Annotated in this window: 18 protein-coding genes; 10 read left to right on the top strand and 8 right to left on the bottom strand. The window is 39.9% G+C overall.

Going from position 1 to position 16,124, the window contains the following annotated elements; genetic code table 11:
* Positions 1-31: 31 nt before the first annotated feature.
* Genes AC1Z3S_RS17710 through AC1Z3S_RS17700 form a run of 3 tightly spaced genes read right to left on the bottom strand, consistent with a single transcriptional unit; the run spans position 32 to position 2,527 of the window.
* Complete coding sequence (locus AC1Z3S_RS17710) at positions 32-1,246, bottom strand: hypothetical protein (RefSeq protein ID WP_461741463.1); 1,215 nt, start codon at positions 1,244-1,246, stop codon at positions 32-34.
* A gap of 11 nt (positions 1,247-1,257) precedes the next feature.
* Entirely contained in the window at positions 1,258-2,145 is an 888-nt protein-coding gene (locus tag AC1Z3S_RS17705; protein WP_461741462.1) for an ATP-binding cassette domain-containing protein, read from the bottom strand.
* A complete protein-coding gene (locus tag AC1Z3S_RS17700; RefSeq protein WP_265460148.1) occupies positions 2,135-2,527 on the bottom strand; it encodes a GntR family transcriptional regulator in 393 nt (130 codons plus the stop codon). The genes AC1Z3S_RS17705 and AC1Z3S_RS17700 overlap by 11 nt, the downstream gene beginning before the upstream one ends.
* A 138-nt stretch (positions 2,528-2,665) precedes the next feature.
* Between AC1Z3S_RS17700 and AC1Z3S_RS17695 the strand changes: the two genes are divergently transcribed.
* Both AC1Z3S_RS17695 and AC1Z3S_RS17690 read left to right on the top strand, forming a co-directional pair.
* Positions 2,666-3,220: a DNA-3-methyladenine glycosylase I gene (locus tag AC1Z3S_RS17695; protein ID WP_461741461.1), complete on the top strand. Its 555-nt coding sequence runs from the start codon at positions 2,666-2,668 to the stop codon at positions 3,218-3,220.
* Between the two features lie 119 nt (positions 3,221-3,339).
* Entirely contained in the window at positions 3,340-4,320 is a 981-nt protein-coding gene (locus AC1Z3S_RS17690) for a dipeptidase (protein WP_461741460.1), read from the top strand.
* A 154-nt stretch (positions 4,321-4,474) separates the two neighbouring features.
* Here the strand turns inward: AC1Z3S_RS17690 and AC1Z3S_RS17685 are convergent, their stop codons facing one another.
* A complete protein-coding gene (locus tag AC1Z3S_RS17685; RefSeq protein ID WP_461741459.1) occupies positions 4,475-5,029 on the bottom strand; it encodes an NADPH-dependent FMN reductase in 555 nt (184 codons plus the stop codon).
* A 209-nt stretch (positions 5,030-5,238) separates the two neighbouring features.
* Between AC1Z3S_RS17685 and AC1Z3S_RS17680 the strand changes: the two genes are divergently transcribed.
* From AC1Z3S_RS17680 to AC1Z3S_RS17650, 7 genes are all read left to right on the top strand, one after another.
* On the top strand, positions 5,239-6,066 hold the full coding sequence (locus AC1Z3S_RS17680; protein WP_461741458.1) for a GNAT family N-acetyltransferase: 828 nt from the start codon (positions 5,239-5,241) through the stop codon (positions 6,064-6,066).
* Between the two features lie 203 nt (positions 6,067-6,269).
* Positions 6,270-6,545 carry a 30S ribosomal protein S16 gene (rpsP, locus tag AC1Z3S_RS17675; RefSeq protein ID WP_265460143.1) on the top strand — a complete coding sequence of 92 codons (276 nt, stop codon included), beginning with the start codon at positions 6,270-6,272 and terminating at the stop codon, positions 6,543-6,545.
* Between the two features lie 11 nt (positions 6,546-6,556).
* Positions 6,557-6,802 carry a KH domain-containing protein gene (locus AC1Z3S_RS17670; protein WP_461741457.1) on the top strand — a complete coding sequence of 82 codons (246 nt, stop codon included), beginning with the start codon at positions 6,557-6,559 and terminating at the stop codon, positions 6,800-6,802.
* Between the two features lie 137 nt (positions 6,803-6,939).
* Entirely contained in the window at positions 6,940-7,713 is a 774-nt protein-coding gene (locus tag AC1Z3S_RS17665) for a hypothetical protein (RefSeq protein WP_461741456.1), read from the top strand.
* Between the two features lie 203 nt (positions 7,714-7,916).
* Positions 7,917-8,441, top strand: a complete 525-nt coding sequence (rimM, locus tag AC1Z3S_RS17660) for a ribosome maturation factor RimM (protein ID WP_461741455.1) — start codon at positions 7,917-7,919, stop codon at positions 8,439-8,441.
* Positions 8,431-9,168 carry a tRNA (guanosine(37)-N1)-methyltransferase TrmD gene (gene trmD, locus AC1Z3S_RS17655; RefSeq protein ID WP_461741454.1) on the top strand — a complete coding sequence of 246 codons (738 nt, stop codon included), beginning with the start codon at positions 8,431-8,433 and terminating at the stop codon, positions 9,166-9,168. The genes rimM and trmD overlap by 11 nt, the downstream gene beginning before the upstream one ends.
* 76 nt (positions 9,169-9,244) lie before the next feature.
* On the top strand, positions 9,245-9,715 hold the full coding sequence (locus AC1Z3S_RS17650) for an N-acetylmuramoyl-L-alanine amidase (RefSeq protein WP_461741453.1): 471 nt from the start codon (positions 9,245-9,247) through the stop codon (positions 9,713-9,715).
* A gap of 40 nt (positions 9,716-9,755) precedes the next feature.
* Here AC1Z3S_RS17650 and AC1Z3S_RS17645 read toward each other — a convergent pair whose 3' ends face one another.
* From AC1Z3S_RS17645 to AC1Z3S_RS17635, 3 genes are all read right to left on the bottom strand, one after another.
* Complete coding sequence (locus tag AC1Z3S_RS17645) at positions 9,756-10,139, bottom strand: MmcQ/YjbR family DNA-binding protein (RefSeq protein ID WP_461741452.1); 384 nt, start codon at positions 10,137-10,139, stop codon at positions 9,756-9,758.
* Between the two features lie 200 nt (positions 10,140-10,339).
* Positions 10,340-12,160, bottom strand: coding sequence for an ABC transporter ATP-binding protein (locus AC1Z3S_RS17640; protein WP_461741451.1), 1,821 nt, complete (start codon positions 12,158-12,160; stop codon positions 10,340-10,342).
* Positions 12,150-13,916, bottom strand: coding sequence for an ABC transporter ATP-binding protein (locus AC1Z3S_RS17635; RefSeq protein ID WP_461741450.1), 1,767 nt, complete (start codon positions 13,914-13,916; stop codon positions 12,150-12,152). Before AC1Z3S_RS17635 ends, AC1Z3S_RS17640 begins: the two co-directional genes overlap by 11 nt.
* Positions 13,917-14,144: 228 nt before the next feature.
* Between AC1Z3S_RS17635 and AC1Z3S_RS17630 the strand changes: the two genes are divergently transcribed.
* Positions 14,145-14,918 carry a MerR family transcriptional regulator gene (locus tag AC1Z3S_RS17630; RefSeq protein WP_461741449.1) on the top strand — a complete coding sequence of 258 codons (774 nt, stop codon included), beginning with the start codon at positions 14,145-14,147 and terminating at the stop codon, positions 14,916-14,918.
* Positions 14,919-14,994: 76 nt separating this feature from the next.
* Here the strand turns inward: AC1Z3S_RS17630 and AC1Z3S_RS17625 are convergent, their stop codons facing one another.
* Positions 14,995-15,975: a tRNA dihydrouridine synthase gene (locus AC1Z3S_RS17625; protein WP_461741448.1), complete on the bottom strand. Its 981-nt coding sequence runs from the start codon at positions 15,973-15,975 to the stop codon at positions 14,995-14,997.
* Positions 15,976-16,124: the final 149 nt, after the last annotated feature.

The raw sequence follows: 16,124 nt of genomic DNA, 5'->3' as shown, positions 1-16,124 counted from the left end.
AATGTATGATAAATCAGCTGGCAAAATCTGCTTAACCTAGCCTAGCAAATTTTTTCTCCCGCCGCTCTTGCAGACGTTGAATGAGGGTATCTGAGTAAACCAAAAGCCCACAAATTAAAGTGACGATGACTAGTTGAATAAGCAACTGCACTACATACGGTAACAACGAGGCATTGGCCTCATAAAATGCTACGGTATATTGATAATTCAACAAGGGTGGCGCAATTAAGAAACTCACAATTAGATTTGCATAGAGGGCCATAAAAATGAAAATCGGCAGCCGCCATTTAGGCACTAAGAGAAAATGACCATTGTTTTCTAAGGACACTTTTTGGAAGGCTTTGACAGCTAAAAAGATAAATAAACAACCGACTATAATTAACACAACCGGTAGCAAGACCGGATTCGTTTGTTTAGCCAGACCGAAATTGAAATAACTTGAAAAATCAATCGGCGTCACTTCGGTAACACCGTAGATTAAACGCTGTAGATTATTAAGCAGCTCAGGAATTCCTAAAAACATCGTGCCGTATACTAGCACGGTCAAAGGTCCCAAAATTAAATTGCCGGTCAAAATTCCAACGAAGATCCCCATAATCAAGTTGAGGAAGGCTAGCGCCCAAGTGCTAATCAAGCTGGAAAGCAGCGGCCCAAGTTCACTATTAAAATACGGGTCTGGAATATTCAGACTGATAATAGCCAATTGGATTAAAGTTGCCACAATAAAAACGAACAAAATTGGTAGCGCAACTGCCAGTAATTTTCCCATAAAGATTTTTTTGCGGGAAATTCCGCTGGAAAATAAAAAGGTATTAAAAGATGTTTTTAAATCGACAAAGAATAATAAGAAACCTAAGGCGAGAAAAATCATCCCATTTAATTCAAGAGGGCGAAATGCATTGTAATAATATTGCCCGCCAGACTGATAATTTTTTTCATAGAGCTTATCACTATAACTTGAGCTATTGCTCTTTTCAAAAACATAAAGCTGCTGGTTGCGATAATCCTCCAAAGATGTAGGTTCTTCTGAGAGGATGTTCCCCTGTTCATCAAAAATGGTTTCAATATTATCACTAGGCAGATAGTACTCACTAAAATCCTTTGAAAAATAATACTCGTGATTAGATTGCCAGTTGCCAATAAAATTTGTTGCTGAAAAGATATAAAATAGCACAATCAGCAAGCCAGCAATCAGTACAAATTTCCCGTAACGCTGTTTCATCAGCGTAAAAACTTTTTTATCCATCTTCTGCTCCTTTACATAAATAGTTGGTAATCAGCTTCCCGGCTGAGATTGGCTTCAAATAAATCCTCTAAACTTAAAGGCAACTCTTCAAAAACGATTGGCTCTAATTGTTTGATTTGCGCTTCTAATTCTGGCGTATAATTTTCAAAGACCGCTGTGACCACGCGGCCTTGAATGTTTACGACCTTACTATTGGCCTTCACCAGCTCTGGGACTTGTTTTTTCTGAAATACTAACTGCAGCTTGCGGGATTGCTGGCGAATCGTTTCTAACCGATAATCCTGGACGATTTGATTGTCTTTTAACAGCAATGCCCGGTCAATCAGACTTTCCAGCTCATTTAAATTATGGGAAGAAATCAAAACTGTCCGATGAGCGGCCCCCATATTTTCCAGTAGTAACCGAATCACGTTCTTTTTGACAATCACATCTAAGCCATCAAAGGGTTCATCCAAAAAAAGATACGGTGCATTGGAGGCCAGCGCTAAAATAATATTGAAAAGGCCCTGCATTCCCTTTGACAAGGAACGATAATTTTTCCGCAGTGGCAATTGCTGTTTTTGTAGCAGATTTAAAAAGAAATCAAAATCAAATTCCTGATAGATTGTCTGGTAAAAGCGACCGATTTTTATCAATGAATAGTGGTTCAAGAAATGATACTGTTCATCCAAATAAAAAAGTCGTTCCTGCAGGTGAGGAGCTTTTAATAAGTCTTCTCCTTCAAGTAAAACTTCGCCGCCATCTGCTAAATAATGGCCGGCTAGCGTGCGAAACATTGTCGTTTTCCCCGAACCGTTACGGCCGATTAAGCCGATGATTTCACCAGGAGTCAAGTCAACCGAAATATCGTCTAAGACCAGTTGGCCATCAATTTTTTTAGTCAGGTGTTCAATCTTCATGGAGAGCACCCCCCAGACTTTTTTCTGATTCCTGCAGCCAGTCGATGATTTCATCCTGGGAGACCAAGAGATGACCGGCTTCAATTACTAAATCGTTGAAACGCTTTTTTAATTGGGACACCTTGTATTCATCCCGTTGAATGTCGTCAAGATTATTGACGTAAGTTCCTTTACCCTTCACAGTGGTCAAGACTTGTTCCCCCTCTAGTAATTTATAGGCTTTACTAATTGTGTTGGGATTCATCATCAATTGAGCTGCCAGTTCCCGCACAGAAGGTAAGCGGTCGCCAGCCTGTAAAATCCCCTGCAAAATATCTTCCTTGATACTCAGCATTAATTGTTCATAATAGGGTTTGCTACTATTTTTATTTATTGAAACCATTAGAAGCTCCTTTCTAAATTTAAAAAGCAACTGTTTCTTGTGTACTAGTATAAATAGTACACTAAAGTTTGTAAAGTATTTTTTGAAAAGTTTTGCTACACTAGAGAAAACAAATAGAAATTATACGAGGTGACGGAGATGACCCGATGCGGTTGGGCAGATGCTAATCAAAAAATGCAGGAATATCATGATACGGTCTGGGGAGTGCCGGTTTACGATGACCAAAATCTTTTTCGTAAATTAATGTTAGACATCAATCAGGCGGGACTAAGCTGGCAGACGATTTTAAATAAAATGGAAAATTTTGATGCGGCCTATGACCATTTTGATATTGAAACAGTGGCCAATTACGATGAGGAAAAAATTTTAGAGCTACTGGATAATCCCGGCATTATCCGCAATCGTCGTAAGATTGAGGCGGCCATTAACAACGCTCAAAAAGTTTTAGAGCTGCAAAAGGAAATCAGTTTGAGTGACTATCTGTGGCGCTTTACCGATAATCAAGTCATCTATGGCGACTATCAGACATTGGCGGAAGTTCCGGCGAATACGCCGTTATCTGATCAGATTGCCAAGGATTTAAAAAAACGCGGCTTTAAATTTGTTGGCTCCACGACGATTTATGCTTTTTTACAAGCCGTGGGCATCGTCAACGACCATCTTCAAAGCTGTTTTCGTTATCACCAAAACTAATCTGTTGGACACAAGAAGGGCGGCGTGAGCTAGTCCTTCTTTTTTAAACTTGTCAGTAGGATTGTCTAGTGAATAAAAAGTGGTATGATAAGTCTATTGAAACTCAAAGGAGTGCTGTTATGAAAGTTGCAGATATGCATTGTGATACTATTTTAAAAATCTATCAGAGCCATTTAGATGGTCATTACCAAGGATTGCGGGAAAATGATTTTCAAATTGACCGGCAAAAATTATTAGCCGGAGATTATCTGGTTCAAAATTTTGCGATTTATGTAGATCTTGAAACCGCCAAAAATCCCTACCAAACAGCTAAGGAAATGATTGCCTGCTACCAAGAGGAATTATCTTTAAATCAAGATTGGCTAAGACCGGTCACAACGGTTGCCGAAATTTTGGCCAATCAACAACAGGGCTTTATCAGCAGCATGCTGACTATGGAGGAAGGAGCGCCTTTGCAGGGAGAAATTTCTAAATTGGAGGAATTTTATCAAGCAGGGGTGCGGATGCTGACCTTAACTTGGAATTTTAAAAATGAAATCGGCTATCCCAATGCAATTTACGCTGATGAAGCGGAGCAAATCGTAACACTGGAGCAAGCCGGCTTAACTAAAACCGGCTTTGGGATTGTGGAGCGGATGACAGAGTTGGGGATGATTGTTGATGTTTCCCACGGCTCTGATCAATTGGTGAAAGATGTGCTGGCCACCACCAAAGGACCTTTTGTTGCTAGCCATTCCAATGGCCGCCAAGTAAAAAATCATTATCGTAATTTGCCAGATGACTTGATTAAAGCAATTGCTAATCGTGGCGGGGTTATCGGCATGAATTATTATGAAAAATTTTTACGGGCAGCAGATGACCAAACCCATCTGATAACTAAATTAGTCGACCATATTTCGTATTTGAAAAATGTCGGCGGTATCGACTGCGTCGGTTTAGGTTCAGATTTTGACGGGATTCGCTTAAACTCCGATCTCAAGGATGCCAGCTATCTGCCACAATTAGCTTTAAAACTGTCACAGGCTGGTTATTCCGATGGAGAAATTGAAAAAGTATTTTCAAAAAATGTTTTGCGCATGTATCAAGACGTTTTAAAATAATTAATAGCTGCTTGAGGTATAAAAAAATAATTTTTTTTACTGTCTCTTGTGTAGTCAAGACCTTACAATAATTTCTGACAACAAAAAAAAGGTTCATCAACTAACGCTGATGAACCCTCTCGATTATTTTTGAAAAATGGTTTGCTTATCGGTATTATTTTGAATTTGCTTCAAAGAATGGTACAAACGCATCTACGATTGTTTGTAAGAAACCTTTTGTATCAGCAACGATTTCGCCATCTTCACCGATTAAAGTGTGGATGCCGCCGATGTAAGCTTCTGGTTGTTGCAAAGTAGGTACGTTCAAGAAGACTAATGATTGACGCAAGTGGTGGTTAGCACCGAATCCAGCGATTGCACCTGGTGATACAGTGACAACTAAACCTAGTTTGCCATCCCAAACGCTTTGTCCATAAGGGCGAGAACCAACATCAAGAGCGTTTTTCAAAGCCGCTGGGACTGAACGGTTATATTCAGGTGTGACGAAGATAAAGCCATCTAAGCCTTTCACTTCATTACGGAAGCGAGTCCAAGCTGCTGGCACATTGCCGTCGGTGTCAAGGTCTTCATTGTAAAATGGCAGGTCGCCGATTTCGATAAATTCGGCTTCGTATCCTGCTGGTAAAAGACTAGCAATTGTTTCGCCAACCTTTTTGTTGTATGAGTCTTTTCTTAAGCTACCGATAAAGAATCCAATTTTTTTTGTCATGAGTAAGTTCCCCCTGTTTTTTTGTTTGTTGTTTTGCTATGAACCTATAATAAAAAAGAATCGGAAATAATTCAAACAAAACGACTTACAAAAAGTAAGGGAATTTGTTTTGAAGAAGATATAAACTTGAAAATGCTGATTTAACAGCCTTTAGTGTGCGAAAAATAAGTAAAAAAAATTTGATAAAACTAGCGAGGGGAGAAAAAAATTTGGAAATTAAAAAAATTGCGGCCTTAACAATCACCCAGCAGCAAAAGCTGACCCAGTTTCTTAAAAAGATGAAACAAAAATTTCAGCAGGAATATAAATTAGAAGAATTAGTTGAGGGAGAAAGTCAGCAGTACACTTATTTCGTGGCAGAAGCTGCCGATGAAATTTTCGGACTGGGTGTTTTAAGCCAGTTTGATCCCAGTGAAAGTGAAATCACACTAGTTACGATTAATGACAAATCAATCATTGAAAAATTATTAGCGGCTGTTTTAGCCGCATGTCAGTCGCCATTGATTAAAAGTATTCTAGTAATTATCGAGGCAAAGGATGTCCAACAAGAGCAAGTTGTCCGCCAAGCGGGTTTTAAATATGCCTTTACAGAATTGGCAATGATTTTAGATATCGAAAAATTGGCGGCTTTTACTGAAACGAAATTGCCGCAAGATTATGAAATCGCACCCGCCACTCTTGCAGATGATTTAACCATTCTGAAATTTTGGCAGCCAGAAGCTGAAACAGCAGAGAATATTTTTTCTGAAGCGGATATCTTAAAAACGTATCTTTTGAAAAAAGGCGGGCAGGTTTTAGCGTCAATGCGGGTCGACCATGGAAAAGAACGGCTCGGAATTTATGGGGTTGTCGTCAAAGAAGAGGTGCGAGGACAAGGCCTCGGCCGCTTATTTTTAGCGGCAATGATAAATCACTTGAAAAAATATCAGCTGCCCCTTTATTTAGAAGTGGAAAAAGATAATGGTCCAGCTAAACATCTATATCAAAGTTTAGGCTTTAGTGAAATAGCTCAGTTTAATTATTTTAAAAAAGAGTAGTCTGCTAATCAGCAAACTACTCAAAGGTACTCCTCGGACTTGAGGAGTTGCCCCTGCCAAGGTGCTTTTATTTTAGCACAGGCGGCTGCTTTTTGAGAGTTTTTTTAATTAATTTTGAGGTGTCAAGAAAAAACTCTTTACAAGGTCGTAGAAACCTGTTAAACTAGCTTTTGTGATTAAGTTAATGGAGGTGTAATTAAAAAATGGCAGTTAAAATTCGTTTAAAACGTATGGGTTCTAAAAAGAAACCTTTTTACCGTATCGTCGTAGCAGATTCTCGTTCTCCTCGTGATGGACGTTTCATCGAAACTGTAGGTACTTACAACCCTTTGAAAAACCCTGCAGAAGTAGTTTTAAAAGAAGATTTAGTTTTAGAATGGTTATCTAAAGGTGCGCAACCTTCTGATACAGTTCGCAATTTGCTTTCAACTGAAGGCGTAATGCAAAAACACCATGAAGCTAAATTTACAAAGAAATAAGGTGAGTCTCAATGAAAGATTTGCGAGAATTAGTCTTAACAATCGTTCAACCATTAGTCACTCATCCTGAGCGGGTTCATTTAGAAGTTACAGAATCAGATGACTTTTATGAGTACAATCTTTCTGTAGATCCTGAAGATATTGGCCGCGTGATTGGAAAGCAAGGTCGAGTTGCTAAGGCAATCCGGACTATCGTCTATTCGGTTCGCACCAATGGCCCCAAGAGAGTTCGACTAAATATTGTAGATAAATCCTAATACGAAAACACCTGATTGTCTAGACAGTCAGGTGTTTTTTTATGGTGTTGAAAAAATGACTGCTGAAAAAAATGCAAGCGATTTTTTTGGTCTCTTAATAAATGAAGCGTATCATAAATGACTAGGAGGTAAGTCATATGAAAAAAATCGTTTTACTCTGCGGACTGATTTTATTGGCCGGTTGTTCGGCTGAAACTAATCAAGAAACAGCAACAACTGAAGAAGCAAGTGTCAGCAACGAAATTAGTTCAACATCAACCAATGACTCTACGACAATCTCAAGCTCTAGTGAAAATACAGTGGCAGAAGACACGTCGGCACTGGCGGAATTGCAACAGCAATACCCCAACCAATTATTTCCAACAGATATTCCCTATGATCAGACCAATTTTTTAAATATTGCAGCGGATATTGAAGAAAATCATATTTCGGTGTTATATTATCAATTACCTCAAGCCTATGTACTGAACGATCATCATTTAAATGATGCCCAGCCTTTTGCGGCCTTCAAACAGGATAATTTTTCCACAACAGCCGAGGCTCAAGCAGCAGTCAGTAAAATTCCGGCTGACGGGGCGAGCCAAGTCGATTTGGGTTACAACATAACCGGCTTTTTAGAAGGAGCAGCCGGTTCAACTTATTTAGCTTGGGATGAAGGCAACTGGTCATTTAATATCCGTGCCAACAACAATGCCAATCAAGATCCCGTACCGATTGCCAAAGAAATCGTCAATTATCTTGAGACAGCCTTGCTGCCGGCTCCTGATACCGACGGCCAAGTGACAATTGATATGGCAGTGTCTGATTACACGATGACGGCAATCAGCTGGCAGGAGGGAACAGTAGTCTATACAATTGAAAATCTCGATTACTTAGATGGCTTGAAGATGGCGGTTTCTATGGCAAATTAATTTTTTTGTGTAGCAATTCGTTTTTGGCTGGAAAATTTTTACAGTATTCTATCGAAAAAGAGTTCGTTTTACTTCTATAGAAAAGTGGGCGGGATTACTAAAATCATTTATTGAAATGTAAAAAGGCGTCTTGATACTCACCCTAGAATTCCCCGCTCAATTCTGCTAAAATATAGCAGATAATGAAAGAAGCGAGGAAGCTTATGACGGACTATTATAATGTTGGAAAAATTGTCAATACACAAGGCATCAAAGGAGAAGTGCGGGTGATTTCCCAAACAGATTTCCCTGAGAAACGCTACCAAAAGGGCGCTGTTCTAACCTTGTTTCAAGAAAAGAAAGCACCGCTTGAATTAACGGTGAAAAGTCACCGCAAGCATAAAAATTTCGATATCTTAAGTTTTGAAGGCCACCCGAATATTAATGATGTGGAAAAATATCGTGACGGCATTCTAAAAGTGGCTGCCACTGACATGGGTGAGTTGGAGGATAATGAATTTTATTACCACGAAATTATCGGCTTAAAAGTCGTGGATGGTCAAGGCCAAGAAATCGGCAAAATTAAAGAAATTTTATCCCCCGGCGCTAATGATGTGTGGGTCGTACAGCGGCCAAAGAAAAAGGATGCGTTGATTCCTTATATCGAATCAGTTGTTAAAAAAGTTGATTTAGCTGCCGGTGAAGTTGAAGTGGAAATACCAGAAGGATTATTAGACGATGAAGATTGATGTGTTAACCTTATTTCCCCGAATGTTTGAAGGGCCATTAGGCGAATCGATTATCGGCAAGGCTGTTGAAAAAGATTTATTGGAGATTAAGGTATCTAATTTCAGAGAGTTCTCTGACAATAAACATCAGGCAGTCGATGATTATCCTTACGGCGGCGGTGCCGGCATGCTGTTAAAAGTTCAGCCGATTTATGATAATTTAGCAGCCATTCAAAAAGAAAATCCCGCGACCAAAAAGCGGGTGATTTTACTCGATCCAGCCGGGAAACAGTTTGACCAAAAAATGGCGGAGGAATTTTCAAATGAAGAGCATTTGATTTTTATCTGCGGCCATTATGAGGGCTACGATGAGCGCATCCGCAGTCTGGTGACAGATGAGGTTTCTTTAGGAGATTACGTTTTGACCGGCGGAGAATTAGGTGCAATGGTGATGATTGATGCCACGGTGCGCTTGTTGCCAGAGGTTTTAGGCAATCAAACTTCGGCGCAAACCGATTCTCATTCCACGGGCCTTTTAGAACACCCGCAGTATACTCGCCCAGCAGTCTTTAACGACATGGCAGTACCGGCCGTTTTAACCAACGGCAATCATCAACTAATTGCGGAGTGGCAGCTAAAAGAATCTTTGCGGCGCACGTATCTGCGGCGCCCGGATATGTTGGCTAAGCTGACATTAACGGATGAAATGGAAAAATTGTTGGCTGAAATTAAAAAAGAAGAAGCCTGAAGCAAAATTAATAAAGAGATTTCTCAAGGCTCGGCTTTTGTGCTGAGTCTTTTTTTATAAAAGGGGGTAAATAGACGTGACAGTTAGTTCATTAGCAGAAAAATATCAATTTGAAAATTGGGGCGTTGTCCGTTGGGGGAGTCGTGAAGGAACCGTGGTCGACACGATTGTCGTTCATCATATGGCGATGACCGATTTTGACGGTGTGCCGGATGTTTGGCGTGAACGGGAAGCATCTGCTCACTATGGCATCGGTCCGGCTGGCGAAATCCGGGCCTACGTTGACGAAGAAAAACGTGCATGGCACGCGAAAGATGAAAATAGTCGTTCGATTGGCATTGAGTGCTGCAATGTCAGCGGGGAACCTGATTGGTTAGTGTCTGATGCGACAGTTGCCAGTCTGGTAAAACTAATTCAAGATATCCAGACTCGTTATGATATTAAAATAATTGAAGGCCATTGCGATGCGCCGGGAAATGAGACCGCCTGCCCGGGACCATCTCTTTATCCCAGACTAGCAGAAATTCGTCAGCGGGTGGGGCTGTAATAAAAAGACCGGCAATTTTTTCAAAATGCCGGCACTGATACTAATTATTTAATTCTGACTTCTGGGCCTTCGTTAATTTAGCGAAAACTAACTCATATGAAGTTTTAATCATCGCTTCAATCATTTCATCGGAAATTTCAGGAGCCGTTAAGCGAATCGAGTTCCAATGTTTTTTGTTAGCATAATATCCCGGGATGATGATGTCTGGATATATTTCCCGCAGTTCTTCATTTTTTTCAGGAAGATTTTTTAAGGTAATCAAGCTCTCAGCACTAGCTTCTGGACTCATCATGCCAAACTGTTTGCCTAATAAATCAAAATAAATCGTACCCCAGTCGTCACGAAAATAAACCTTGGCCCCAGGTAGAGAATTGCCATAGTCTTTAAAATGCTCGATTCTTTTTGTAATCAGCTGTGTCTCCATCTTAATACTCCTTAGCTTTTCTTCAAGAATATAATGAAAAAAGTTGGGCTGCAAGTAAATTTTGTGTAGAAATTTTTTTTGCAACTGCATTTTTTTCGTGAAATTAATTTTCGTTGGAAATCAAATCCCAGTGTTTACTAGTAATAGCCGCTGATTTTTTAGAATTGTTCTGAAAATCAGCGGTTATTTTTTTAAATTAATTAGGCTTGGAACTGGCTATTATAAAGACGGGCATACAGAGAAGGCTGGTTGAGTAATTGGCTGTGGGTACCGTGTTCGATGATATTGCCTTTGTCCATCACGAGAATCAAATCGGCATTTTTAATTGTCGACAAACGATGGGCTATCACGAAACTCGTCCGGCCCTGCATCACTTGATTCATCGCCGTTTGAATATCTTTTTCAGTTTTCGTATCAATACTTGAGGTCGCCTCATCTAAAATCATCACGCGAGGGTCAGTTAAAATGGCCCGAGCAATGGTAATCAATTGTTGCTCACCTTGGGATAAGGTGCTGCCTTCACTTGAAATGATTGTTTGATAGCCTTCTGGTAACTTTTTGATAACGGAATGACAGCGGGCTAATTTTGCAGCAGCTTCGATTTCTTTTTGTGTTGCCTTGGGATTGCCGTAAGCAATATTTTCGGCAACCGTGCCATGAAAGAGCCAAGTATCCTGTAGAACCATACCAAAATTGCGACGTAACGCTTTCCGGGAGAGCTTGGTAATCGGCTGGCCATCAAAGGTAATTTGTCCGGCATTGACGTCATAAAAACGCATCAGCAAATTAACAAGCGTCGTCTTGCCGGCACCGGTAGGACCGACAATTGCCACCATTTGTCTTTCTTTAATGGCTAAATTGACATCTTTCATTAAAGGTTTTTCCTTTGTATAACTAAAGGAAACATGGTCGAATTGAATGGCGCCCTTTGGTTGATCTAAAGTGATTAATTCTTCATCGCTAACCTGCACTTCCTCTGGTAAATCCAAGATTTGATAAATTCTTTCGGTTGCGACTAGCGCTCCTTGAAATGAATTGATCATATAAGATGAGTTTGTAATCGGTTCGGAAATCTGAGTGACATATTGCAGGAAAGCCTGCACCAAGCCAACCGTTAAAATTCCTTGAATAGCTAAATTAGCACCAATTAAAGCCGCCAGAATAAAGGCGATTTGGTTGATAAAACGGATTGCCGGATAAATCGAGTAGACGACAAACTGAGAAAATTTGTTGGCTTGATACTGGGCTTCAATGTCTTGGTCAATCGTTTGAATGAAACGTTCCTCTTGACCGTAGACCTTGACCACTAAATTTCCCGCCAATGTTTCTTCTGTGGTAGAGCTTAATGCGCTCAGGGTGGCCATATGCTTTTCAAAAAGCTCATTATTAATTTTTGAAATAATCGCCGTGCCCACGCCGCCTAAAATTAAAACGGCTAAAATTACAAAGGTCATATCCACCCGAATTGTAAAGAGAATTCCAATACCTAAGAGAATACAGACGACTGAATAGACCATCTGATTAAAACCGGTGACAATCATATCAGAAATCTTGTCAATATCGGTGGTGGCTTTACTTAAAAGCTCACCGACCTGGGTTGTATCATAAAAATTCATCGGCAGCTTCGTCATTTTTTCCGTCAGCTTTTTCCGTAGCGAGAGACTGAGATTCTCTGAAACACTGGCAATCACATATTCTTGGAAATAGTTCATGATAAAAACTAAAAGACCAATGACTGCCAAAGCGATAATGCCACTGATAATCTCTGTTTGAATGGCGGCCCATTTATTTGAAATGCTGCCGTCACTCATCACGGCAATCACTTTATCAATTAATATTGCAGCAATCCAGGGCACTAGCATGTAGAGAATCGTGGAAATGACATTTGAGAAAAAGACCGTCACAACCTTAACTTTTTCTTCCATTAAAAGTTTCCAGAACAACAAGGCGGCCCGCTTTGTATCTTTTGGGGTATCCGCTAAGGCTGTTTTAGGAATTTTTTTTCGTTTATTAAACAACATTTTTCTTTCCTCCATCAGTAATCAGGCCTTGGGTTAAGGCGAGTTCACGATAGTATTTATTTTCGTGAAGCAATTGTTTGTGCTGGCCAACTCCAACAACCTGGCCTTCATTTAAGACAACAATTTTATCGGCCGCGGCAATCGTGCTTAAGCGTTGAGCCACGATAATGGCTATTTTATTTTTTAGATAAGTTTTCAGTTGATGTCGCAGTTTGGCATCTGTTTCATAATCCAAGGCTGAAAAGCTATCGTCAAAAATATAAATATCCGCTTCTTTAGCTAATCCACGGGCAATTGCTAGCCGTTGTTTTTGCCCGCCAGAAAAATTGGTGCCTCCTTGGGCTACCGGAGAATTGAACTGTTCAGCCGTCGAAGTGATAAAATCATGGGCTTGCGCTACTTTAGCTACCTCAATAATTTTATCCATCCCTAAGTATTGATTTGAAAATTGCAAACTGTCCTTGATGGTGCCGCTAAATAGGAAAGCCTTTTGCGGAATATAGGCAATTTTTTTTCGCAGTTCCTTTAAAGGCAGTTTGCGGGTGTTGATATTATTGACTAAAATTTCACCGCCAGTAGTGTCCTCTAAACGCAACAAAACTTTTAAAAGAGAGCTTTTGCCGGAACCCGTGCCGCCGACAATCGCGAGCGTTTCGCCAGCGCGAATCGAAAAATTAATATCCGTCAAGACGCTCTCTTCGGCGCCGGTATAGCGGAAATCAACCTGTTTAAACTCTAATTGTTGAATTGAAACGCCTGCTGTTTTGGCTAATTTTTTGACACCAGTTGCTTGATCTTTTTGATCTGAAATGCTGCTTTCCATAGTGATTATTTCACTAATACGTTTAATTGAAGCAATCCCTTTTGGAAACTGGAACAATACTAGAGCTGAAGTAATCAAGGTCGAAATCGTCGTGACGGTATATTCGACTAGTGCTGTGATACTGCCGACCGCTAAAGCATTTTGTGAGACTAGCTGCGAGCCAAACCAAATAATTAAAGCCATGACAATCACCATCAAAGAAAAAGCTAAGGGCGTTAAAATGGCGAAGTGCTTGTTTATCGCAATATTATTATCGGTATAACTTTCAAAGGTTTTATTTGAACGTTCCTGCTCTTTATGGGAATTGTCAAAGGCTCGAATAATTCGAACGCCGGTGAAAAATTCCCGTAGAACTAAAGTCATTCGATCAATTTTAATTTGAATCTGGATAATATTTTCCACGGAACGGCTCATAGTGACATAAATCACCGCTCCAAAAATCACAATTGAAAAAAGCGGAATCAGCGCGAGCAACGGATTGATTTGAATCGTTAAAATTAAAGAAAAAATCGACATAATCGGGCTCGGTAAAATCAGCTGCAAAAAGGTCAAAATAATTTGTTGGGCATTGACATTGTCATTGGTCATTCTAGTGACCAATGAGGCCACGCCCACATCATCGACTTGCTTAATCGATAATCTTTGGATGCTGCGGCTCAGCTGTTGGCGATTTTCTTTGGCAAATTTTGCCGAAAAGTCTGCTGAAAAATAACTGCCTAAAATACCCGCCAAAGTTCCCAAAATCAAGATAAAGACCATCTGAATACTGACTTTTGTGACCATTCCAGCATCTTTCAATAAAATCCCCTCGTTAATCATATGGGCGACTAAAAAGGGAATAATGAGTGTCGCAAAGGTGGTGATGGTGATAAAGAAAATACTGATTGCCAATAAGCCCTTATTCTTTTTAGAAAACTCTTTTAATAAATACATGATATCCTCCTGATTGATTTGCAATGAAGCCACTGCAAAAAAATAGTTTGATTTTCATTCGAGTAAAATACCAGCGAACCACTTGTAGTACTAGCAGCCGGCAACAGGTTTGAAAATCAAAAAATGAAATTTTTCTGGAAGGTCTTTACTTTCCAGTAGCTCTAGTCTAAACTTTAAAGTAGCTTTAATGTCAAGGCTTTTTCTAAAAAAAATTTCAGGAGGACTGAGATGCAGGAAATTTTTTCGATTGATGATGTTGCAAAAATTTTTAATGTCGCAAAATCTTCTTTAAGATATTGGGAATCGGAGGGCTTGATAAGCTCTACTCGTGATGCCTCCAGTCGCTATCGGCAATACACAATTAAAGATTTATTGGAGATTGGTGACATTGTTTTTTATCGCAAGTTAGGGATTGCAATTGAACAGTTGCGGAAAATCGACCAGATGAGCTCAGCAAATATGAAAGAAGTCCTGCAAAATAAACGTGAGGACCTGCTGACAGAAATTCAAAATCTTGAAAAAACAGTTATGAAAATTGATACGAATATGCAACACATTGAAAAATACAATTATTTAAAAGACCACCAATATCAATTGGAGAAACCAGATATTCAGTATTTGATTGATTCTGCCGTCAGTGAAATTGAAGGCACTCAGCTTTTTATTGAGGATTCTTATAATTCGGCAATTTATTTTAAGGCAGCTAAACAAGCCTTTTATTCAGGCAGTGTTGTTCATAGTCTAAAAAATGATGAAGGGCAACGGGTGATTTTAACCAGCCAAGAGGCAGCCGCTAAAACATTTGTCACTTGTTTATTGACGATGACAGATATGCAGGTAGCGCAAACCGATTTAGATAGTCAGCTAACGGCTATAAAAAAAATGGGCTATCAGATTGGGGCAACAATTTTTGGGCGGTATTTATTTGCGGCAGTAGAGGATGCAAATCTCGGTAAGCAAGAATTTTATAAATTATGGGTTGAGGTAAAAGAGGAAAAATAAAGGTTGTTCTGAGTTTTCCTACTATATCTAAAGAAGAAAATTCTTTAGGGTAGAGGAAACTCGGAACAACCTTAGTTTATTTAGCGAAGATTTCTGGATTGCTCTGACGGAAAGCGGCTAAAATCTCACGAACCTGATCAGTTGATTTAGTATTCATTAATTGAACCCGTAAATCGTTGGCACCGGCAAAGCCTTTGACATATATTTTGAAAAAGCGATGCAGGCCCACAATTGAGCGGGGAACTAGCTGTGCATAATAATCTTGTAAATCAAGCTGCAGCTCTAACAGTTCAATTAATTCAGCAGGGGTGTGCTCCTGTGGTTTTTTTTCAAAAGCGTAAGGATTTTTAAAAATCCCCCGACCAATCATTATACCATCAACACCATATTCTGCAGCTAAGGCTAGGCCCATTTGCCGATCTAAAATATCGCCGTTAATGGTAATCAAAGTTTGCGGGGCAATTTTATCTCGCAGCTCGACAATTTTGGGAATAAATTCAAAATGGGCGGCTGCTTTACTCATTTCTTTTCTCGTTCTTAAATGAACGGAAAGATTCGCGATATCTTGTTGCAGCAAATGGGTAATCCAAGGCTCCAGTTCAGCAGTTTGTTCAAAGCCGATGCGGGTTTTCACACTCACCGGCAGGCCGCCAGCTTTGGCAGCCTGAATTAACTCAGCCGCCACCTCAGGCCGCAAAATCAAGCCGCTGCCTTTGCCCCGTTCGGCCACATTAGGAACTGGGCAACCCATATTTAAATCAATTCCCTGAAAACCCATCTCGGCTAAGCTGATACTCATTTCTTTAAAAAAATCTGGTTTGTCTCCCCAAATATGAGCCACCATCGGCTGTTCATCTTCAGTAAAAACTAAACGGCCCCGTACGCTGTCGATGCCTTCAGGGTGACAAAAACTATCAGAATTAGTAAATTCCGTAAAGAAAACATCCGGTGCCCCCGCCGTTTTGACAACATGGCGAAAGACAACATCTGTGACATCTTCCATTGGTGCTAAGATAAAAAAGGGCTTTGGCAAATCAGCCCAGAAATTTTTTGACATGATTGACTTCCTTTCAGTACACGGATTCCTTCAAAACATAGCTATTGTACTAGGAAAATTTGAAAGAAGCAAAGTTTCTGGTTAATCAGAAACGAAAAAATTTTCCAAGCTAGATAATTAAAGAAGTCTAGATAAAAAATTAAAGGAGA

Source organism: Enterococcus sp. LJL90, assembly GCF_056924355.1.
Note: the sequence above shows the minus strand (reverse complement) of the source record. Positions and strands in the feature narration are given on the sequence as shown.

What these genes read in the sequence shown, in the direction of transcription:
- AC1Z3S_RS17710 (WP_461741463.1), bottom strand. Translation starts at nt 1,246, where the DNA reads ATGGATAAAAAAGTTTTTACGCTGATGAAACAGCGTTACGGGAAATTT.
- AC1Z3S_RS17705 (WP_461741462.1), bottom strand. Translation starts at nt 2,145, where the DNA reads ATGAAGATTGAACACCTGACTAAAAAAATTGATGGCCAACTGGTCTTA.
- AC1Z3S_RS17700 (WP_265460148.1), bottom strand. Translation starts at nt 2,527, where the DNA reads ATGGTTTCAATAAATAAAAATAGTAGCAAACCCTATTATGAACAATTA.
- AC1Z3S_RS17695 (WP_461741461.1), top strand. Translation starts at nt 2,666, where the DNA reads ATGACCCGATGCGGTTGGGCAGATGCTAATCAAAAAATGCAGGAATAT.
- AC1Z3S_RS17690 (WP_461741460.1), top strand. Translation starts at nt 3,340, where the DNA reads ATGAAAGTTGCAGATATGCATTGTGATACTATTTTAAAAATCTATCAG.
- AC1Z3S_RS17685 (WP_461741459.1), bottom strand. Translation starts at nt 5,029, where the DNA reads ATGACAAAAAAAATTGGATTCTTTATCGGTAGCTTAAGAAAAGACTCA.
- rpsP (WP_265460143.1), top strand. Translation starts at nt 6,270, where the DNA reads ATGGCAGTTAAAATTCGTTTAAAACGTATGGGTTCTAAAAAGAAACCT.
- AC1Z3S_RS17670 (WP_461741457.1), top strand. Translation starts at nt 6,557, where the DNA reads ATGAAAGATTTGCGAGAATTAGTCTTAACAATCGTTCAACCATTAGTC.
- AC1Z3S_RS17665 (WP_461741456.1), top strand. Translation starts at nt 6,940, where the DNA reads ATGAAAAAAATCGTTTTACTCTGCGGACTGATTTTATTGGCCGGTTGT.
- rimM (WP_461741455.1), top strand. Translation starts at nt 7,917, where the DNA reads ATGACGGACTATTATAATGTTGGAAAAATTGTCAATACACAAGGCATC.
- trmD (WP_461741454.1), top strand. Translation starts at nt 8,431, where the DNA reads ATGAAGATTGATGTGTTAACCTTATTTCCCCGAATGTTTGAAGGGCCA.
- AC1Z3S_RS17645 (WP_461741452.1), bottom strand. Translation starts at nt 10,139, where the DNA reads ATGGAGACACAGCTGATTACAAAAAGAATCGAGCATTTTAAAGACTAT.
- AC1Z3S_RS17640 (WP_461741451.1), bottom strand. Translation starts at nt 12,160, where the DNA reads ATGTTGTTTAATAAACGAAAAAAAATTCCTAAAACAGCCTTAGCGGAT.
- AC1Z3S_RS17635 (WP_461741450.1), bottom strand. Translation starts at nt 13,916, where the DNA reads ATGTATTTATTAAAAGAGTTTTCTAAAAAGAATAAGGGCTTATTGGCA.
- AC1Z3S_RS17630 (WP_461741449.1), top strand. Translation starts at nt 14,145, where the DNA reads ATGCAGGAAATTTTTTCGATTGATGATGTTGCAAAAATTTTTAATGTC.
- AC1Z3S_RS17625 (WP_461741448.1), bottom strand. Translation starts at nt 15,975, where the DNA reads ATGTCAAAAAATTTCTGGGCTGATTTGCCAAAGCCCTTTTTTATCTTA.